This is a genomic window from Oerskovia sp. NPDC060287, assembly GCF_042726775.1.
GTDB classification, from domain to species: Bacteria; Actinomycetota; Actinomycetes; order Actinomycetales; family Cellulomonadaceae; genus Oerskovia; species Oerskovia merdavium.
This window is the reverse complement of sequence record NZ_JBHXBO010000076.1, coordinates 1-17642: the sequence shown is the minus strand read 5'-3', so window position 1 is coordinate 17642 and position 17642 is coordinate 1. Positions and strand designations below refer to the sequence as shown.

Below are 17642 nucleotides of genomic sequence, written 5' to 3'. Positions count from 1 at the left end.
CGGCGGAACACCCCTCCCGCCGTCGGGCCGCCTTCTGCGTCCCCGGGCCGGGGCGGACGCGCACGACGTGCGCGAGCATGGGGGCATGCGCCTCACCGCCGAGCTCGGAGACATCACGACGGTCGACGTCGACGCGATCGTCAACGCTGCGAACTCGTCCCTGCTCGGGGGTGGTGGGGTCGACGGGGCGATCCACGCCGCGGCCGGCCCCCGGCTGCTCGCCGCGTGCCGCGAGCTGCGACGCACGTCCCTGCCCGACGGCCTGCCCGTGGGCGGGGCGGTCGCGACGCCGGGCTTCGACCTGCCGGCACGGTGGGTGATCCACACGGTCGGCCCGGACCGCCACCGCGGCCAGACCGATCCGACGCTCCTCGCCTCGTGCTTCACGACCTCCCTGGACGTCGCCGCCGGGCTCGGTGCCGTCTCGGTCGCGTTCCCCGCCGTGAGCGCGGGCGTCTACGGGTGGGACGCGCACGAGGTCGCACAGGTCGCGGTACGGGCCGTGCGCGCGTGGGGGGCCCAGGACGACCAGGGCATCGAGGCCGTGCGGTTCGTCCTGTTCAGCGGGAGGCTGCTGAGCGCCTTCGAGGGCGCGCTCGCCGAACCCGGGACCTGACCACCGCAGAGCCTGCAGCGCGGTGGGCCCGGCTCACGAGCCCGTCGGATTGCCGTGCCCCCGTCCGCCCCTCACAGTGTGGAAATGAACCTCTTCGAGGAGGAGACGGTCCGTGTCCTCGAGCTTCTGCGCTCGGGCACGAGCATCGCGCTCGTCGGCATGATCGGCAGCGGGCGCAGCGCGGTCGTGCGGGCGGTGGTCACCGAGCTCGAACGCACCGGGGCTTCCGTCGAGCACGTGCGAGGGCACGCGGGGCTGCGGAAGGTCCCCCTCGCCGCACTCAGATCTCTCGACCTCGGCCTGGTCCCCCGTGCCGGAGGACGCCCTCCCGACCTGCTCGACGTCGCTGACGCGCTCTCACGGCGACTGACGGCCTCGACCCAGCCCGTGCTCGTCGTCGACGATCTCGAGACGGTGGACCCGGAGAGCCTGACCGTCGTCGACATCGCCCGCGAACGTACCGGTGCGCCGCTGCTCGCCGCGAAACGCCCCCGCACCATGCACGACTCCGACCAGGTGCTGACCCTCCCGGCGGACCAGGTGCGCATCGAGCTGGGAGCGCTGCGGTACGACGACGTCTCGGCACTCCTGGCGGCCACGCTCGACGGACCGGTCGACAGCGGGACGGTCGTGCGGGTCCTCACGTACACCGCGGGGAACCCTCGGCTCGTGGTCTCGGTCGCCCTGGCAGCGGCTCGGGACGGCCTCCTGACCCGCTACGCCGACGGGTGGCGCATCTCCGCCCCGGACCTGTGGTCACCGTCGTCGTGCGGAGTCGTCGAGTCGTTGCTGCACGGCCTCGATCGTCCCGCACGGGACGCGGCGCTCCTGCTCGCCGGTCTCGGGACACAACCGCTCGACACCGTGCTCGACGTGATCGCCCCCGGAGGCCTCGAACCTCTCGAGGAGCGAGGCCTGCTGGCGTTCGTCGAGGAACCCGACGGCCGGACGACGGCCACCGTCACGCCTCCCGTGCTCGTCGACTGCCTGACCTATCGGCGGTCCGAGGTGCCGCGGGCATGGGCCCGGGCGGTCCTCGCGCCTCACGGCGTGACGCCGACCACCGACCGTCGCGGCGCTCCCCGGCGGGACGGGTCCCGTCAGGACGCGGCCCTCGCCCGCTACCACGAGGTCCAGGCGGACGTCCTCGGGAACGCTCGGTGGGCGCAGTGGGAGGAGGAACCGACCGTCGCGAACGCGGAGGCGTACCTGTCCGCCGTCTGGGAGGCGTCGCCCGACGCGCGCCGTGTCGAAGAGGTCTTCCGGGCCACGGTCGTCCCCCCGGACGCCACAGACGTCGTCGTCCTCACGCGCTACCTGACCCTCGAGGCGCAATGGGACGGCTACGTCCGTCGCAACCTCTCGGGCGCACTCGCGCGCCTGCGCGGATACGCCCACGACCGTCCCGACATCGCCCCCGAGCTCGTCGCCTACGACCTGCTGCTGCAGGCCGCGATCGGTCCCGTCCCTGACGGGTACGTCGAGCTGCTCGGGCCGTACGTCGAGTCGGACGCCCCCCGCGCGCTCCCCGTCAGGGTCCTCGCCTACCTGCACACGCTCGCCCTCGAGCCGGCCGAGGCGCAACGCGTCCTGGAGATCGAGACTCCCGCGTCTCGCTTCTCCGAGGACTACGACCTCTTCCGGGACGGGCTGCTGTCTCTCGTGCGCGGTCGCTGGACCGAGATGGCGACGATCGCGACCGGAGCCTGGTCCCAGTCACGCCGGGACCTGAACCGCCTCGGGCAGTCGGTCTCCGGATACGTCGCGTCGCTCGCCCTCTTCCTCACCGGTCGGTGGAACGAGGCGGAGAGCATCATGCACTCGGTCTTCGTGCTCGGTCGGCCCAGCGGCCTCATGAGCCCGCTGCATGCAGGGATGCTGCGGCTCTCGGGTCTCGTCGCGGCATGCGAGGGCAGGGCGGACGTCGCCGAGTCGCTCGTCACGCACGCAGACCGTCCCCACACGCCGGACGGCCCGGGTCCGACGACGGCGCGCGCGTTCTCCGACGTGGTCCGGGGGGTCGTCGACAAGGACGCCTCGCAGGTCACGGCAGCCTTTGCCGCCGTCGCGGACGAGCGCCGCGGACGAGGCCTGGCCGCGACGGAGCTCCTCGAGCTCCTCCTCCAGCTCGTGGTCCTGCCCGACGTCGCCGGGGTCCGGCGCCTCGGCGAGCTCGTCGAGTCCCACGAGCTGGACGAGCTCGCACCCCTCGCCCGCCTCGCCGCGGTCCTCGTCGACGACGACGGGTTACCGACCGACGACGAGATCAGCGCGCTGCTGACCTCCGACCAGACGTTCGTCGCCGCGTGCCTCGTCGGGCACGCAGCGCGAACGGCGAGAACGGCGGACGAGGCGCGTGCGGACGCGCTCGACGAGATCCTGACGCAGTTCGGTCCCGAGAGCGGACCGCACACCCTGGACGCCGCCCACAGGGAGGCGTCGCCGTCCCTCCTGACGGACCGCGAGACCGAGGTGGCGCTGCTCGCCATGACGCTGCGTAACGTCGAGATCGCGGAGCGGCTCGGCGTCTCGGTACGTACGGTCGAGAACCACGTCTCGAACGGCATGCGCAAGTCCGGGGCACGCAATCGCGACGACCTGTCCCAGGTCGCCGCTCGTCGGGCACGTTGAGGGGCGAGAGAGATCCTGGGACTCGCACCCGGCCAGGTCCTGCTTCCCGGCCAGCCCGACGGGCACGCCGAGGAGCCCCGCCCGAGCAGGGCGAGGCTCCTCCGGAGGTGACGGTCAGCTCTCGGCTCCACGGCGACGGCGGCTCACCAGGGTGAGCACACCGCCCGTGCCGACCAGGACGAGGAACGTCGCGAACAGGACACCGGCGGACGTCCCGGTCTCGGCGAGCGATCCGTCGAGCTCGGTCGCCGTGGCCGCGTCCAGGCCTGCCGCGACGAGCACCGGGCTGGCCGGGTCGGTCAGGTCCGCAGAGACCGGGTCGGTGGGCCCGGCCGGCACGACGGGCGTCACCGGGTCCACCGGGTCCACCGGGTCGACCGGGTCGACGGGGTCGACGGGGTCCACCGGTGCCGGCGGGAGCGCGGCGAAGTCGATCGCCGCCCAGTCCCACGCCACGGTCTTCTGGTCGAGGTTGCCGAAGCCGATGAGGAAGTGGTCGTTGCCCGTGAGGTTGCCCTCGTCGTCGTAGCCCGAGTTGTCGCGCCCCTTGTAGAAGTGGGGGCTGCCCTGCTCGGTGCCTTCCGCCGAGCCCCAGATCTGCAGGGCGGGGAGCGTCGCGACGTCGGTGCCCGCGGGAACACGGACGAAGACCCTCTGCCCGGGGGTGATCGAGGTGACCGGGCGTCCGGCGGAGTCGACGAGGACCACGCCTGCCGGCAGGGCGGACCCGTCGGTGGTCCGCAGCTCGACGTTCACGTCACCCGCGCCACCGACGAGGGTGACCGTGAAGCCGAAGTCGGTCGACCCGTCCTCGTTGCCCACGTAGCCGTGCGAGACGAACCCGGGCTGAGGGGCGATCCACGTGGTGTTGATCGCCTGCTCGATGAGCCACGCGGCTCCGTGCAGGGTCGCGAGGCGGTCACTCATCCCGTTGTACTGCCAGCCGCTGCCCGTCTCGGCGTCGAACTGCTGGAGGGCGTAGTCGCTGAGGGACACGCTGCCGTCCTCGCCGACCACGAAGAACAGCCCCATGACGTCGTGGCCGGTCGAGAAGTACCACACCGCGAACTGCGTGGCCTCGTACGCGATGAACTCGTCGTAGCGCTCGTGGCTCGCTGCGATCTCCTCGGGGGTGTATCCGTTCTCCTCGGTCATCCACTCGCTGTCGGGGTAGGCGATCGTGACGCCGGCCCGCTCGAGGAACGCGCGCGCGTCGGCGACGCGGGCGTCCCAGTCGACCCCGCCCTTGAAGCCGTTGCCGAGCACCGTCTGCTGCCCGGCCGTGTTGGACCAGTGGATGCCGTCGGCGTCGGGTGACGCCGTCTCGCGGTTCCACGCGTGGTACCAGTAGTCGGCGATGTCCCGGTCGTAGACCATCTGGGTCGAGCCGTCCTCGTGGACGATCTCGTGGTGCAGGATGTGCAGCTGCGGCTGGCCGTACCAGCCGGCCCAGTCACGCCCCGAGCCGCCTTCCTCGGGCTCCGTGAAGTACCAGTAGTCGCACGAGAAGCCGTGCTCACCGCCGTCGTGCCAGTGCGGGGAGTAGCTCGGGTCGGGGTACGACGCGGGCATCGCGTCCGACGCCGTGACCGGCGCCGACGCGGCCGCGGGCGCGGAGGTCGGCGGGACGGTCGACGCGGTGTCGTGCTCGTCGACGAGAGTGCTTTCAGCATCGGGGCCGGCGTCGCCGAGCGACTCGTCCGCGTCACCCGAGGCCCCGGTGAGCGTCTCGTCCGTTCCCACGGGGCCGGAGTCGGGGGACGACACGTCGGCGGCGGGAGCGGAGGGGGCCTCGGGGGCGACCGATCCGTTCTCCGAGGTGGCGTCGGGCTGTTCGACGGGGTCGGCCACGAGGCCGGTGTCCGCCTCGAGCGCGGCCTCGACGGCCGCCACGGACTCGGGAGTCAGGTGAGCGTCCTCGGCGCCGTCGACGGCGAACGCTGCGGTCGGGCTGACCGTGGCAGCCAGCGTCAGGACGCCGATCGCCGAGACCGCGGTGCGTGATTTCCAGGTGACCTTGCTCATGTGCTCGTTCCTCTCGTCGTTCCTCGGGGGGCCTCCTGCCTGTTGGCGGAGCGCCCAGGTCCCGGGTGGTCGTTCGATCGGGACGGGCCGAGTGCGGCGGGACGACCTTCGGGATCGGACCGGTGGTACCGGCCTCCGCCATGCACAGAACGCTAGGAGCCGCTCCGGGTGCTGAGTCCGAGCCGTACGACGGACGGGGGCGCCTCCCGGCGTGGAAGTCCGTTTCGTCGTGAAGGTTTCACCCTCGCTAGGTGCTGGTCGAGAGCTACGTAGGTGGTGCACGGTCGCGAGGTCGTGCACCGGCTGTCGTGCCCCGCGCCCGGCGGAGGGGGCCCTCGCGGCATCGCTCAGGGGTCCTCGTGCGACCTTTACCAACTTGTGATTTTCGAAGTATCAGATACTTGCTTTCCTCCCCCTCTCGCCCGTTGCTAGCGTCGACGGTGATTTACCTGATACTCGGAGTCGCACCAAGGTGATGGGCGCTCCGCGATCAGACCGGCAACGAGGCCGGCCACGAGAGGACCCTCGCACATGACAACCCACGCACTTCCGCGCCCTTCGCGCGCGCACTCAGCCCTGACCATCGGCGCCCTGGTGGCGTTGGCACTCGTCGTCGTCGTGCTCGTCGGCTATCTCCTCCTCTTCAACGGCAAGGTGGCCGACGGCGCCACGCGCCTCGACGACGGAGCCTCCCGTCTCGAAGCGGGCGCAGCCGAGCTGGCCGACGGCGCGACCCGCGCCGAGGACGGCGCAGGCAAGGTCGCCGACGGGTCGAAGGCCCTCGAGGACGGGGCGAAGACCCTCTCTGCGGGCGCGACCCAGGCGTCGAGCGGCGCCGAACAGCTCGCGGCCGGCGGGGTCACCGCGCTCGACGGCGCCGCGCAGCTCGCTGCCGGAGCCGACGAGCTCAACGCCGGAGCAGCCAGGCTGGCCCCCGGGGCCGCGGAGGCCGCAGACGGTTCAAGGAAGCTCGCCGCCGGGGCGCAGACCCTCGACGGCAAGATCTCCGCCGAGCTGGCACCGGGAGCCACCAAGGTCTCCGACGGCACGGCCAGGGCATTCGCCGGATCGGGCGAGCTCAGCAAGGGCCTCAACTCCGAGCTCGCCCCCGGAGCAGCCCGAGCCTTCGCCGGATCACAGACGCTCACCACCGGCCTCAACGACAAGCTCGCCCCGGGGGCCGCCAGGGTCGCCGGCGGCGCCGCCCAGCTCCACGCCGGATCCGGCGACCTGAGCGGCAAGCTCACGAGCGAGCTGGCCCCGGGCGCAGCGGACCTCGCACTGGGGGCTTCGACCCTCTCGACCGGTGCTGCCGGAGCCGCCACGAGCAGCAGTTCCTTGGCCACCGGTGCCCGCGGCGTCTCCGACGGCGCGACCGCACTCGCCAGCGGCTCCGCCACCGTGGCGGCCGGCGCAGCCCAGATCCACGACGGCGCGAGTGCGCTGTCCGCCGGGTTGGACCAGGCAGCGGTCTCGGCGAAGTCGTTGAAGGACGGATCGGCGGGTGTCGCAGCAGGTGCCGCCGGCGTGGAGTCCGGTGCCGCAGACCTCGCCAGCAGTCTTGCCGCTGTGTCGGGCGCGGTACCGGCCGACTCTCCCCTGAAGGCCCAGCTCGATCAGCTCGCAGGTGCCGCCGCTGAGCTCTCGGCGGGAGCATCGTCGGTCGAGTCCGGGGCGAAGAAGGTCGCCGAGGGAACTGCCCAGCTCCACGTGGGACTGGCCGGAGAGAAGGGGCTCGCGAACGGCGCCCGGTCTCTGACTGCGGGATCCGCCGCCCTCAAGACCGGGAGTGCGGACCTCGACAAGGGCGCCCAGACACTGCAGACGGGAGCGAAGCAGGTGGCCGACGGGGCCGGACAGCTCTCCGTCGGGCTGGGCGATCTCTCGCGCGGTGCTGCACAGGTCAAGGCCGGGTCGCAGCGCGTCGCCACGGGTGCCGAGGCCGCTGCCACCGGCGCAGCGACGCTGAGCACCAAGCTCGGCGAGCTCGCCCCCGGCGCCGCCGAGGTCGCGACCGGCGCGAAGGACGCCGCCACCGGCGCCTCCACCCTCACCATCGGACTCGGCGCACTCGCCCCCGGCATCCAGAAGGCCGCCACCGGCGCCAGCGATCTCAACACCGGGCTCAGCGCACTCGCCCCCGGCGCGCTCAAGGTCTCCGACGGGGCCTGGGCCGCGGCGGACGGGGCGGGCACGCTCTCGACCAAGCTCGGCGAGCTCGCTGCGGGCAACACGAAGCTCGCCACGGGCGCCCGTGACCTCTTCGCGGGCACGACCAAGCTCGAGGACGGCTCGCTCTCGCTGCACACCGGCATCACGACGCTGTCGAACGGTGCCACGACGCTCGCCGCGGGCAACGCCGCGCTCGCCGAGGGCGCGGGCACGCTGCACGCCGGGACCACGACGCTGGCCGACGGTGCGGGCGACCTCGCCGAGGGCACCTCGACGCTGGCGGACGGCGCCGGCACGCTCGCCGACGGGACCGTCGAGATCTCGGACGGCACGGCCAAGATGAAGTCGGACGTCGAGAACAGCCCCGCGGGCAAGCTGTCGATGGGCGCCTCAGCGATCCTGGGTGGGGGGCTTCTCGCCGGGGTGTTCGGCGTAGGACTGGGAATGCGCCGCCGGCTCACCATCTGAGCACCGGCTGACCAGCGCGATCCCGCGCGGCGCCTTCACAGTCGACGGTGACGCCGCGCATCTCGAGGGTGGCGGGGCCGTGTCCATGACCTGGACGCGGCTCCCGCCGCCCTCGCTCTGCGTCGTCGGCCGGGCGCGGTACGGCAAGTTGTCAATCCAGCGTGTACTTGCCAGATAGGAAAGTAGATGCTTCGATGGATACATGAGCCACGACGCACTCTCCCCCGCCGCCCCGAGCCCCCAGGAAGCCGCCGCGGTGCTGGCCCTCGCGGAATCCAGCACCCGCACGACCAGGCTCCGCGGGGCCCGCTGGGTCAGGACGTACCTCCTGGGCTGGGGGCTCGGCAGCATCGGCCTCGTGCTCGCGATCGGCATGGGCGGACAGGTCGGGTTCTTCGTCGGCATGGCGGCCTGGGCGGCGCTGGTCACGATCGGCGTGACCTGGGCGTCGCGTCAGGGCTTCCTGGCACAGGGGTCGCGCCGGCGCCTCGCGGTTGCCGCGGCGGCATGGGCCGTGGTCTACGGTGCGACCCTCGTCGTCGGCCTGCCCGGACAAGCGGGCAACCTCGCCTACTGGCTGCCCGCGGCGCTGGTCTCGGCCGTCCCGATGGTTGTCGTCGCCCTCTGGCCGCGCCGCGAGGAGCAGGCAGCATGACCGAGACCCACCCCCGTCACCGGCTCGACGACGTCATCCACTCCCCCGTCCGCCTCTCGGTCGTCGCGGCGCTCGCCGGGGTCGAGAAGGCCGACTTCAAGTCGCTGCGCGACACGATCGAGGTGTCCGACTCGGCCCTCTCCAAGCAGCTCACGGTGCTCGAGGAGGCTGGCTACGTCGAGATCAGCAAGGACCGTGTCGGCCGTCGACCACGGACCTGGGCGTCCCTCACACCCGCGGGCCGCGCCGCGCTGACCAGCCACCTCCAGGCGCTGCGCGCGATCGCCGAGCAGCAGCTCCCTCCGGTCGCCGACGCCTGATCCACAGGTCCTGTGGACGGGAGCCGTGCACAGGCCCGCCGACCGGCGCTCGTTCCACAGGACCACGCCCTCCGGCACCGCACGTGGGTGCCGTGCGCAAGAGTGGGACCATGACCACGACCGAGGCCACGTCCCCCGAAGCCACCTCGCCCGCTCCGCTCGCCGCACCCGTCGACACCCCCAGCCCCGCGCCGGGTGCCCGCTGCTTCGGCGACGGCGACCCGCTGTACGAGGAGTACCACGACACCGAGTGGGGCATCCCGGTCCACGGGGACGAGGCACTGTTCGAGCGGTTGGCCCTCGAGGCCTTCCAGTCGGGACTCGCCTGGATCACCGTCCTGCGCAAGCGCCCGGCGTTCCGCGCGGCCTTCGCGGGCTTCGACCCCGAGGTCGTCGCGCGCTTCACCGAGGAGGACGTCGAGCGGCTGCTCCAGGACGCGTCGATCATCCGCAACCGGATGAAGATCGAGGCGACCATCTCCAACGCCCGCGCCCTGCTCGCGCTGCACGAGCAAGGCCGGACGCTCGACGACCTGGTCTGGTCGTTCGCACCGGGCGGCTCACGCGCACCCGAGGGCGGCACTCCCCCCGACCGCCCTCGCCCCGCGACGTTCGCGGACCTCGCGGCCAGCACCCCTGAGTCGGTCGCCCTGGCCAAGGCGCTCAAGAAGGAGGGCTTCAAGTTCATCGGCCCCACGACCGCCTACGCGGCCATGCAGGCGTGCGGGCTCGTCGACGACCACCTCGCCACGTGCCCGGTCGTGACCTCGCGCTGAGCACGGCTCCGGGCCACTTGCTATAGCAGAAGAGTTCCACTCCGTGAGATGAGGTGCGATCATGAGGACCATGTCCTCGTACGTCAGCGTCCTCGACCTCTTCTCGGTCGGCATCGGGCCCTCGAGCTCGCACACCGTCGGCCCCATGCGGGCCGGCACCACGTTCGCGCGCTCGCTCGAGCAACGCGCCGTGCTCGACCAGGTCGCCACGGTCAAGGTCGTGCTGTGCGGGTCGCTCGGCGCGACGGGGATCGGGCACGGGACCCCGGACGCCGTGGTCGCCGGGCTCCGAGGCCTCGACCCGGAGACGTGCGACCCCGACGAGGTCCCCGGGAGCTGGGAGCGCCTGGGCGACGGCCACGAGGTCCGCATCCTCGGCCACCGAGCCGTGACCATGTCGAGCGCCGACGTCCGCCTGGCCCCGCTCACCCGGCTCCCGGGCCACCCCAACGGGATGCGGTTCACCGCTCTCGACGCGAGCGGCGACGTCGTGGCCGAGCAGGTCTACTACTCGGTCGGCGGCGGGTTCGTCCTCACCGAGCAGGAGCTCGAGGCCGCCGCCGCGAACGAGGAGGCCCAGCACACCGCCGAGCTCGCAGGTGCACCGATCGACCCGGCCACCGAGCCCTCGGACGTCCCGCACCCGTTCGCCAACGCGGCCGAGCTCCTGGCGTCCTGCACGCTCGAGGGTCGATCGATCGCCGAGACGGCGTGGGAGAACGAGGTCTCGCTGCGCCCGGCGTCCGAGGTCGGCGCGGGGCTCGACCGGATCTGGCGGACCATGAGCGAGTGCGTCGACGCGGGGCTGGACCGCCGCGGCATGCTCCCGGGGAGGCTCAAGGTCCGCCGTCGGGCCCGGGCGCAGCGCGAGAAGCTGGAGGCTGCCGAAGCCGCTGAAGCCGCGAGCGGGGCGGTCGCTCGCAACGACCACTCGATCGAGTGGCTCCAGGCCTACGCCATGGCCGTCAACGAGGAGAACGCCGACGCCCGCCGCGTCGTCACGGCCCCCACCAACGGGGCCGCAGGCATCCTGCCCGCCGTCGGCCGCCACTTCCTGCGGATCCACCCGGACCTCGCAGCCGACGAGGACGCCGCCCGCCTCGCCATGCGCACGTTCCTGCTCACCGCCGGCGCGATCGGCGCGCTCTACAAGCGCAACGCATCGATCTCGGGGGCGGAGGCCGGGTGCCAGGGCGAGGTCGGCTCGGCCTGTTCCATGGCGGCGGGGGCCATCTGCGCGGTGCTCGGCGGCACTCCGGCGCAGGTGGAGAACGCCGCGGAGATCGCGATGGAGCACAACCTCGGGCTCACGTGCGACCCGGTCGGCGGACTCGTCCAGGTCCCGTGCATCGAGCGCAACGCGATCGCGGCCTGCACCGCGGTCTCGGCCGCCAAGCTGGCCCTCCAGGGAGACGGCGCGCACGTCGTCTCGCTCGACACGGTCATCGAGACCATGCGCCAGACGGGGCTCGACATGTCGACCAAGTACAAGGAGACGTCGACGGGTGGCCTCGCGGTCAACGTCATCGAGTGCTGAAGGCGGTCCGGCTGAACGAGCGCTGAGAGCGGTCCGCATCGACGAGTGCTGGGTGTCCTCCGGCAGCGCCCCGCACCGGAGTCCCAGCGCGCCGACCACTCCCGCCTGACATGATGGCGAGATGTCCGGCTCGTCCCCCGATCGAGCGCGCCGCGCTCCGGCGCCGCGTTTCTCGCTGCGCGCCGTGGTCGCGCCCCTGACGTCCGGGGCGACGGTCCGGGCGGGGGTCTTCCTGGTCGTGGGCGGCGTGGTGGCCGGGGCGTACGGGCTGCTCGGCGCAGGGTTCCTGCAGATGTTCGCCGAGCCGCGGACCGCGACCCCCACGACCGTCGTGCTCGCGATCGTCGCGACGATCCTCGCCGCCGTGCCGCCCTTCCTCGCCCCGGTCCGAGCGGTCGAGGTCCTCGCGGTGCGCACCCTGCTCGACGTCGACGTCCCCGTCCCGTCGAGCAGGCCCGGCGCGGCCGCCCGGTGGCGTGGTGCAGCCTGGTTCGTTCTCCACCTGCTGCTCGGACTTCTCGTCGTCGCCGTGCTGCTGGCCGTGGTCCCGCTCGTGCTCGACCTGGTGCTCTCGGTGTTCGGCGAGCCGTTCGTCGACCCCGGGTGGCTGACGGGGGTGCTGGAGGGCGAGGCGGCTCGTGTCGCGCTCGCGCTGCTCGTGCTCCTCGCCCTGCCGTACGCCGTCGTCGGAGCACGTGCCGTGCTGCGGGCGGCGGCACCGGCACTGCTGGGCCCCGACCAGAGCGAGCGCATCGCGGAGCTCGAGGCGCAGGCAGCGCGCCTGACCGCACGCAACCGTCTCGCCCGCGACGTGCACGACGGCGTCGGCCACGCCCTGACGATCACCGTGCTCCAGGCCGCGGCGGCCACCCGCACCCTGGAGACCGACCCGCAGGCGTCGCGACGTGCGCTCGAGGCCATCGAGGAGACGGGTCGCCACGCGCTGGCCGAGCTCGACGACCTGCTGAGACGCCTGCGCGACCCCAGGAGCGACGCATCGACCGAGCACGACGACGACGTCGCGATGCTCGTCAAGCACGCCCGTGCTGCGGGGGCGCACGTCACGCTGCGCCTCGTGGGCGAGGTGGGCCGGGCACCGCTGACGGTGACGGTGACGCGCGAGATCTACCGGATCGCCCAGGAGTCGCTCACCAACGCGCTGCGGCACGCGCCGGGAGCACCGATCCACGTCCAGGTGGTCCGCGCGGACGACCTCCGGATCGAGGTCCGGCACCCGTGGTCGTCCCCGCCGGGCGGGGCGTCGGGTCGGCGGGGCCGCGGGCTCGCCGGTATGGAGGAGCGCGTGACCGCGCTCGGCGGCACGCTCTTCGCGGGGCCCGACGGCGGAGCGTGGGTCGTGCGCGCGTCCCTGCCTCTCGGCGTTCACGGGGCCGCGTCGGGCGAGGTGGCCTCATGAGTCGGACGGATCCTGACGTGACCGGCCAGGCCGGACCCGCGAGGGTCCTGCGTGTCCTCGTCGTCGACGACGAGCCGCTGGTCCGGGTAGGCCTGCGGGTGATCCTCGACGCCGAGCCCGACCTCGAGGTCGTCGGGGAGGCCGCGGACGGGGCCGAGGTGCCCGGCGCGGTCGAGGCGACCCGGCCCGACGTCGTGCTGCTCGACGTCCGCATGCCGCACGTCGACGGGATCGCCGCGACCCGCGCGATCGTGGCCCGCGGACCCGCTCCCCGGGTCCTCGTCATGACGACGTTCGAGAACGACGACCACGTGCTCGACGCGCTCCGCGCGGGCGCGCACGGCTTCCTCCTCAAGCGAGCGCGCCCCGAGGAGCTGGCCCAGGCCGTGCGGGTCGTCGCCCACGGGGAGTCGCTCCTCTTCCCCGACGCGGTGCGACGCCTCGCGACCGCTCACCCGGCACAGGGCGATGCCCTGCGCTCGGCCCGGCTCACCGAGCGCGAGGGCGACGTGCTGCGCCTCATGGCCACCGGGAGGTCCAATACGGAGATCGCCGGCGAGCTGTTCCTCGGGGTGGAGACCGTGCGCACCCACGTGGGCAACCTGCTCGCCAAGCTCGGTGTCCGCGACCGCACGCAGGCCGTCGTCGCAGCCTACGAGTCGGGCTTCGTGCGACCGAACCCCTAGGGCACGAGGTTCGAGGGGACTGTCGAGCCCCCGTGCAGGGCTCCCGCGGGTCGGCGAGGATGGTTCCGAGCCCCACGACACGGATCCAGGAGGCGACACCATGACGAAGTATCTGATCACCTTCCCGAGTGCAGCGATGGTCGTTCCCGACGACGAGCTACCGGCCGTCTCGGACGCGTCCCGCGCGGTGGTCGAGGAGGCGAAGCAAGCAGGGGTCTGGGTGTTCGGCGCCGCGATCGACGAGGGCGTTCGCCCCGTCCTGGTCGACGGGGACGGCACGGTGACCGAGGGCACGTACCCGCAGACGGAGCAGCTCGACGGCGGCTTCACCCTCCTGGAGGTGCCCACGCGCGAGGAAGCGCTGGCATGGGCCGCGAAGTTCGCGGTCGCCTGCCGGTGCGCGCAGGAGGTGCGCGCCTTCCACTACGACCCCGCGAGCTGACGGGGTCGACCGCCCGACCGCACCCAGGCGGTTCCCCCGTACGGGGGACCCCGCTCACCGGAGCGGGTGATCCCGTCCCGGCCGCACGCCGGGAGCCTGGAGTGACAGCCCGCCGGACCCCCGGCGGCCGTCACCTCGGGAGACACCATGGACGGCTCGGAACTCACGGCCAGCTCGCCCGGCTCGACCACGACCTCAGCAGGACACCGGCACAGCCCGTCCGGTCCCGCCGGCTCACGGCCCGACGGCACGGCACACCCTCCCGGCGACGCCCCCCGATGGTCGCGGTGGGTCCCGGGTCTCACGGTCGCGTGGTGGCTCGCAGGGGCGGTCACGGCCCTCGTGGCCGTCCTCACCGGGCGCCACCTGCCGGTGGGGGCGTCGACGCCCGATGCCGCCGGGACGATCGTCGACTCCGTCCCGAGCGACAGCCTGACCGCGGCGCTCGCCACCCTGGGACTGTTCGGGGCGGCGCACGCGGCGTGGATGACGTCGCGCGCCGCCCGCCCGACGACGCGCCGGGTGCGCGCCGCGGCCGTCACCGTCTCCGTGCTCGTCGCGTCGCTCGGTGTCCTGTTCGCCGACACCAGCCTTCTCGCCCGTATGGGGTACCTCCCCGTGGTCCTCGTCCGGGCACCGTTCGACCCGGAGCTCGCGGGGGCCTTCGAACAGTACGTCGCGCCGGCGTTCCTGCTCCAGCTCGGCGTGCTCGTCGCCCTGACCCTCCTCGTGGTCACGACCGTCCTGTTCGTCCGGCGCAGCAGCGGTGCGTGCGCGGTCTGCGGACGCCTTGATCCGCCGACCCGCGACCACCGCGTACCGGCACCGGTCGGGAAGACCTCCACGACGCCGTCGGGCATCGTGGCCTGGGGACTGCCCGCCGCGATCGTCGCGGCGACCATCCCGTGCCTCTACGCCGTCACGCGGCTGATCTGGGTGCTGGGGTACCCGCTCGGGCTCGACCCCGAGATGTACGAGCAGGACGCCGGCAAGCTGGTCGCTCCCGCCGTGGGCCTCGGACTGTTCGCCGTGGTCGGCGCCGTGCTGACCCTCGGTCTCGTCCAACGGTGGGGAGAGGTCTTCCCCCGCTGGGTCCCTGGTCTGGCGGGGCGTCGGGTCCCCGTCGCGCTCGCGGTCGTCCCCGCCACAGTGGTCGCGGTCGCGATCCTCCCGGCCGGTCTCTCGATGATCAAGGGCCTGCTCGAGATGCCCCCGGCAGAGGTCCTGGCCAGCTGGGCGGCGTTCGGTCCTGGCGTGCTCTGGCCCCTGTGGAGCGTCGCGCTCGGGGTCGCCACGGCCGCGTACGCGACCCGGCGCCGAGGAACCTGCCGGCTGTGCGGTCGTTCGCCCTCGTCGGCCACGCACCGCGTCGCCCGATGAACCGGGTCCCCGTGTGCCAAGGTGGAAGACCAGCACCTTCGACGATCGGACCCCATGCACCAGGAGCACCTGCCGTCCCCGACCCCTCCGGTCCAGCACCTGCACCTGTCGGCGCGCCTCGAGGACCGGATCCGTGCGGCTGCTGTGCGATTCCTCCGGTCGCGGGGGTGGACCCCGCGGATCGAGCCGTACGTCGGCTACGGCACCGACGGCTCGGTGCGCGTCCTGGCGCGCGTGCTGCTGAGCCGTCCGCACCGCCGCGCGGACCTGGTCTGGAACCGGCGGGGGTGGCGCAACTACCTCACGGTCTCGGCCCCCGGCGAGGTGGTGCGCGCGTCCGTGACGCGCACGGGAGCCTCGGGGCTCGACGAGCGTCTCGTCGTGGACCTCGCGGCAGACCGGGACGGCTACGTGGACGGGATGCTCGACGTCGCGCTCGAGGAGGGGTGGCACGACGTGCAGCTCGCGACCGCGAGCGGGGCCGTCGCGACGTCGCGGGTCTTCGTGGTCGGTCCTGGTCGGCGCCTGGGGGTCATCAGCGACATCGACGACACGGTCATGATCACCATGGTCCCCAGCCTGCTGCGCGCGGTGTGGAACACGTTCGGGCTGCACGCGAGCGAGCGACGACCCGTGCCCGGCATGGCCGACCTGTACCACGGCATCGCTTCTGTCCATCCAGAGACCCCCTTCGTGTACCTGTCGAACGGGGCGTGGAACACCGCGGGAAACCTCGAACGCTTCCTCGACCGCAACGGGTTCCCGCCCGGGACGCTGCTCCTCACCGACTGGGGCCCCACCGCCACGGGGTGGTTCCGCAGCGGTCAGGAGCACAAGGGCAACGCGATCGACCGGCTCGTCCGCGAGCTGCCCGACGTCGGATGGCTCCTCCTCGGCGACGACGGACAGCACGACCCCGAGATCTACGCCGCTGCAGCGAAGCGTCATCCGCAGCACATCGCGGCCATCGGCATCCGCCAGCTCAGCGCGGCCCAGCGGATCCTGGCGCACGAGCCGCCGGCACCGTCGGGCAGGAACGGCACCATGTCCCGCGGTGGGACGGGCACCCTCGGCTCGCGCCGCACCCGGCGCCCCGCGCACGGCGTCCCCACGGCGAGCGGGCCCGACGGCGGAGCGCTCGCCCGCGCGCTCGGGCGCGCCCTGCGCTGAGGTCCGCCCGCGCGAGGCGGGCGCCGGCACCTGACCGGTTGGCCCCGTTCGTCACGGGATGATTCCCTGGACACATGACGGACGACCAGGAGCGACGAGGCCCCACAGGTAGCCAGGACCCCACCGAACCGATCAGCCCCGGCTTCCCGGCGCCGGGCGGTCTCACCGGGGGCAGCGTCCCGCCGGCCGAGCCGATCCCGAACGCACCCGACCCGTTCTCCGCGACCGGCGCACCGACCCCGCCGCCCCCCGGCGGCCCGGGTGAGCCCCCGCCCGGAGGCCCGGGCGAGACGCCCTCGGGGAACCGCGCCTGGTGGTGGGCGCTCGGAGGACTGGTGCTCCTCGCGATCGTGGCCGTCACGGTCTGGCTCGCGACCCGAGGTGACGCGGAGGGCGACGACGGTGCCTCTCCCGGCGCGACGCCGTCGGGCACCGTGACCTCCGAGGCCCCGTCGGAGGAACCCAGCCCCGAGCCCACGACCGAGGTCACCACTCCCCCCGCCACGGGCTGCACGCCCACCGAGGGCGGCACGCCCGACGGCGCGAGCACGCACGAGATCATCGACGTCGACTTCGACGGGCGCCCCGACACCGCGTGGTTGACCACGGGAGCGGACCGACGCTTCGGGATCACGACGGCGTCCGGGGCCACGTTCTCGGCCCCCGTGACGACCGCGAGCCCCGTCCCGGCGAGCGCGGTCGTCAACCTCGTCGCGGCAGGCGACGGTGAGGCGCCGATCGGCTTGGTCGACGTGGGCCGCGAGGTGCTCCTGTACTCGGTCGCGAACTGCGCCGTGAACGTCACGCAGAACGCGCAGGACGAGCCGTACACGTTCGACAAGGGCTTCAGCGGCTTCGGTACAGGAGTCGGGTGCACGGCCGTCGACGGCGTGCTGCACCTGGCCGGGCTCAACGCGATGTCGAACGACGGCTCGACCTACACCGTCGCGCGGACGTTCGTCGACCTCGACGAGTCCGCTCGCCGGGCCACGAACGGTCAGACCGAGACCGTGGCCGAGGGGGTCCCGGCGAGCGACCCGGTCGTCGTGACGGCCCAGGAGACGAGCTGCGGCGACCTCGTCGCGGGCGGTGCCGACCCGGGGGGCCCGGTCGAGCCGCAGGGCTGAGCGTCGTCGAGAACGCCGAGGGGGGGCCCGCGAGACAAGGAGAAGGGGCCCCCCCGGGGGGTGGGGGGGGGGGCGGGGGGGGGCCCCCCGCCCCCCCCGGCGCCAATATCACCCCCCTCCCCGGGGGGGGCGCCCCGCGGCGGCGCACCCCCCCCGCGGGGCCCCTCGACTCGATCTCGCAGGCCCTGAGCGACTGGTCCTCCGACGACGTCGCAGCCCT

The 17642-nt window shown here is 73.2% G+C and carries 14 protein-coding genes; 13 read left to right on the top strand and 1 reads right to left on the bottom strand.

Going from position 1 to position 17642, the window contains the following annotated elements:
* Positions 1-85: 85 nt before the first annotated feature.
* A complete protein-coding gene (locus ACFWFR_RS09015; RefSeq protein WP_377622531.1) occupies positions 86-616 on the top strand; it encodes an O-acetyl-ADP-ribose deacetylase in 531 nt (176 codons plus the stop codon).
* Positions 617-700: 84 nt separating this feature from the next.
* Complete coding sequence (locus ACFWFR_RS09010; RefSeq protein ID WP_377622528.1) at positions 701-3247, top strand: LuxR C-terminal-related transcriptional regulator; 2547 nt, start codon at positions 701-703, stop codon at positions 3245-3247.
* A gap of 114 nt (positions 3248-3361) precedes the next feature.
* Here ACFWFR_RS09010 and ACFWFR_RS09005 read toward each other — a convergent pair whose 3' ends face one another.
* Positions 3362-5272, bottom strand: coding sequence for a hypothetical protein (locus tag ACFWFR_RS09005; RefSeq protein WP_377622526.1), 1911 nt, complete (start codon positions 5270-5272; stop codon positions 3362-3364).
* A gap of 531 nt (positions 5273-5803) precedes the next feature.
* On the opposite strand from ACFWFR_RS09005, the gene ACFWFR_RS09000 reads away from it, so the two are divergent.
* The 11 genes from ACFWFR_RS09000 to ACFWFR_RS08950 all read left to right on the top strand — a co-directional run bounded on the left by ACFWFR_RS09000 (position 5804) and on the right by ACFWFR_RS08950 (position 17422).
* Complete coding sequence (locus tag ACFWFR_RS09000; protein ID WP_377622525.1) at positions 5804-7912, top strand: hypothetical protein; 2109 nt, start codon at positions 5804-5806, stop codon at positions 7910-7912.
* A gap of 202 nt (positions 7913-8114) precedes the next feature.
* Positions 8115-8567, top strand: a complete 453-nt coding sequence (locus tag ACFWFR_RS08995; protein WP_354511696.1) for a hypothetical protein — start codon at positions 8115-8117, stop codon at positions 8565-8567.
* Positions 8564-8887 (top strand): winged helix-turn-helix domain-containing protein, encoded by a 324-nt coding sequence (locus tag ACFWFR_RS08990; protein ID WP_377622524.1) that lies wholly within the window; start codon positions 8564-8566, stop codon positions 8885-8887. The genes ACFWFR_RS08995 and ACFWFR_RS08990 overlap by 4 nt, the downstream gene beginning before the upstream one ends.
* A gap of 110 nt (positions 8888-8997) precedes the next feature.
* A complete protein-coding gene (locus ACFWFR_RS08985; RefSeq protein WP_377622522.1) occupies positions 8998-9663 on the top strand; it encodes a DNA-3-methyladenine glycosylase I in 666 nt (221 codons plus the stop codon).
* Between the two features lie 70 nt (positions 9664-9733).
* Positions 9734-11200: an L-serine ammonia-lyase gene (locus tag ACFWFR_RS08980; protein WP_377622529.1), complete on the top strand. Its 1467-nt coding sequence runs from the start codon at positions 9734-9736 to the stop codon at positions 11198-11200.
* 121 nt (positions 11201-11321) lie between these two features.
* The gene (locus ACFWFR_RS08975) at positions 11322-12617 is read left to right on the top strand and encodes a sensor histidine kinase (RefSeq protein WP_377622521.1); all 1296 of its coding nucleotides are present in this window, start codon (positions 11322-11324) and stop codon (positions 12615-12617) included.
* On the top strand, positions 12614-13303 hold the full coding sequence (locus tag ACFWFR_RS08970; RefSeq protein WP_377622519.1) for a response regulator: 690 nt from the start codon (positions 12614-12616) through the stop codon (positions 13301-13303). The genes ACFWFR_RS08975 and ACFWFR_RS08970 overlap by 4 nt, the downstream gene beginning before the upstream one ends.
* A gap of 100 nt (positions 13304-13403) precedes the next feature.
* Complete coding sequence (locus tag ACFWFR_RS08965) at positions 13404-13745, top strand: YciI family protein (RefSeq protein WP_377622517.1); 342 nt, start codon at positions 13404-13406, stop codon at positions 13743-13745.
* 147 nt (positions 13746-13892) lie between these two features.
* Positions 13893-15125, top strand: coding sequence for a hypothetical protein (locus tag ACFWFR_RS08960; RefSeq protein ID WP_377622515.1), 1233 nt, complete (start codon positions 13893-13895; stop codon positions 15123-15125).
* 54 nt (positions 15126-15179) lie between these two features.
* The gene (locus tag ACFWFR_RS08955) at positions 15180-16295 is read left to right on the top strand and encodes an App1 family protein (RefSeq protein ID WP_377622513.1); all 1116 of its coding nucleotides are present in this window, start codon (positions 15180-15182) and stop codon (positions 16293-16295) included.
* Between the two features lie 74 nt (positions 16296-16369).
* Positions 16370-17422, top strand: a complete 1053-nt coding sequence (locus ACFWFR_RS08950) for a hypothetical protein (RefSeq protein ID WP_377622512.1) — start codon at positions 16370-16372, stop codon at positions 17420-17422.
* Positions 17423-17642 lie beyond the last annotated feature (220 nt).

Bases quoted from the DNA above. Each gene is read 5' to 3' on its own strand.
- ACFWFR_RS09005 (WP_377622526.1), bottom strand. From the start codon at position 5,272: ATGAGCAAGGTCACCTGGAAATCACGCACCGCGGTCTCGGCGATCGGC.
- ACFWFR_RS08955 (WP_377622513.1), top strand. From the start codon at position 15,180: ATGCACCAGGAGCACCTGCCGTCCCCGACCCCTCCGGTCCAGCACCTG.
- ACFWFR_RS08970 (WP_377622519.1), top strand. From the start codon at position 12,614: ATGAGTCGGACGGATCCTGACGTGACCGGCCAGGCCGGACCCGCGAGG.
- ACFWFR_RS08990 (WP_377622524.1), top strand. From the start codon at position 8,564: ATGACCGAGACCCACCCCCGTCACCGGCTCGACGACGTCATCCACTCC.
- ACFWFR_RS08960 (WP_377622515.1), top strand. From the start codon at position 13,893: ATGGACGGCTCGGAACTCACGGCCAGCTCGCCCGGCTCGACCACGACC.
- ACFWFR_RS09000 (WP_377622525.1), top strand. From the start codon at position 5,804: ATGACAACCCACGCACTTCCGCGCCCTTCGCGCGCGCACTCAGCCCTG.
- ACFWFR_RS08950 (WP_377622512.1), top strand. From the start codon at position 16,370: ATGACGGACGACCAGGAGCGACGAGGCCCCACAGGTAGCCAGGACCCC.
- ACFWFR_RS08995 (WP_354511696.1), top strand. From the start codon at position 8,115: ATGAGCCACGACGCACTCTCCCCCGCCGCCCCGAGCCCCCAGGAAGCC.
- ACFWFR_RS08975 (WP_377622521.1), top strand. From the start codon at position 11,322: ATGTCCGGCTCGTCCCCCGATCGAGCGCGCCGCGCTCCGGCGCCGCGT.
- ACFWFR_RS08965 (WP_377622517.1), top strand. From the start codon at position 13,404: ATGACGAAGTATCTGATCACCTTCCCGAGTGCAGCGATGGTCGTTCCC.
- ACFWFR_RS09010 (WP_377622528.1), top strand. From the start codon at position 701: ATGAACCTCTTCGAGGAGGAGACGGTCCGTGTCCTCGAGCTTCTGCGC.
- ACFWFR_RS08985 (WP_377622522.1), top strand. From the start codon at position 8,998: ATGACCACGACCGAGGCCACGTCCCCCGAAGCCACCTCGCCCGCTCCG.
- ACFWFR_RS08980 (WP_377622529.1), top strand. From the start codon at position 9,734: ATGTCCTCGTACGTCAGCGTCCTCGACCTCTTCTCGGTCGGCATCGGG.
- ACFWFR_RS09015 (WP_377622531.1), top strand. From the start codon at position 86: ATGCGCCTCACCGCCGAGCTCGGAGACATCACGACGGTCGACGTCGAC.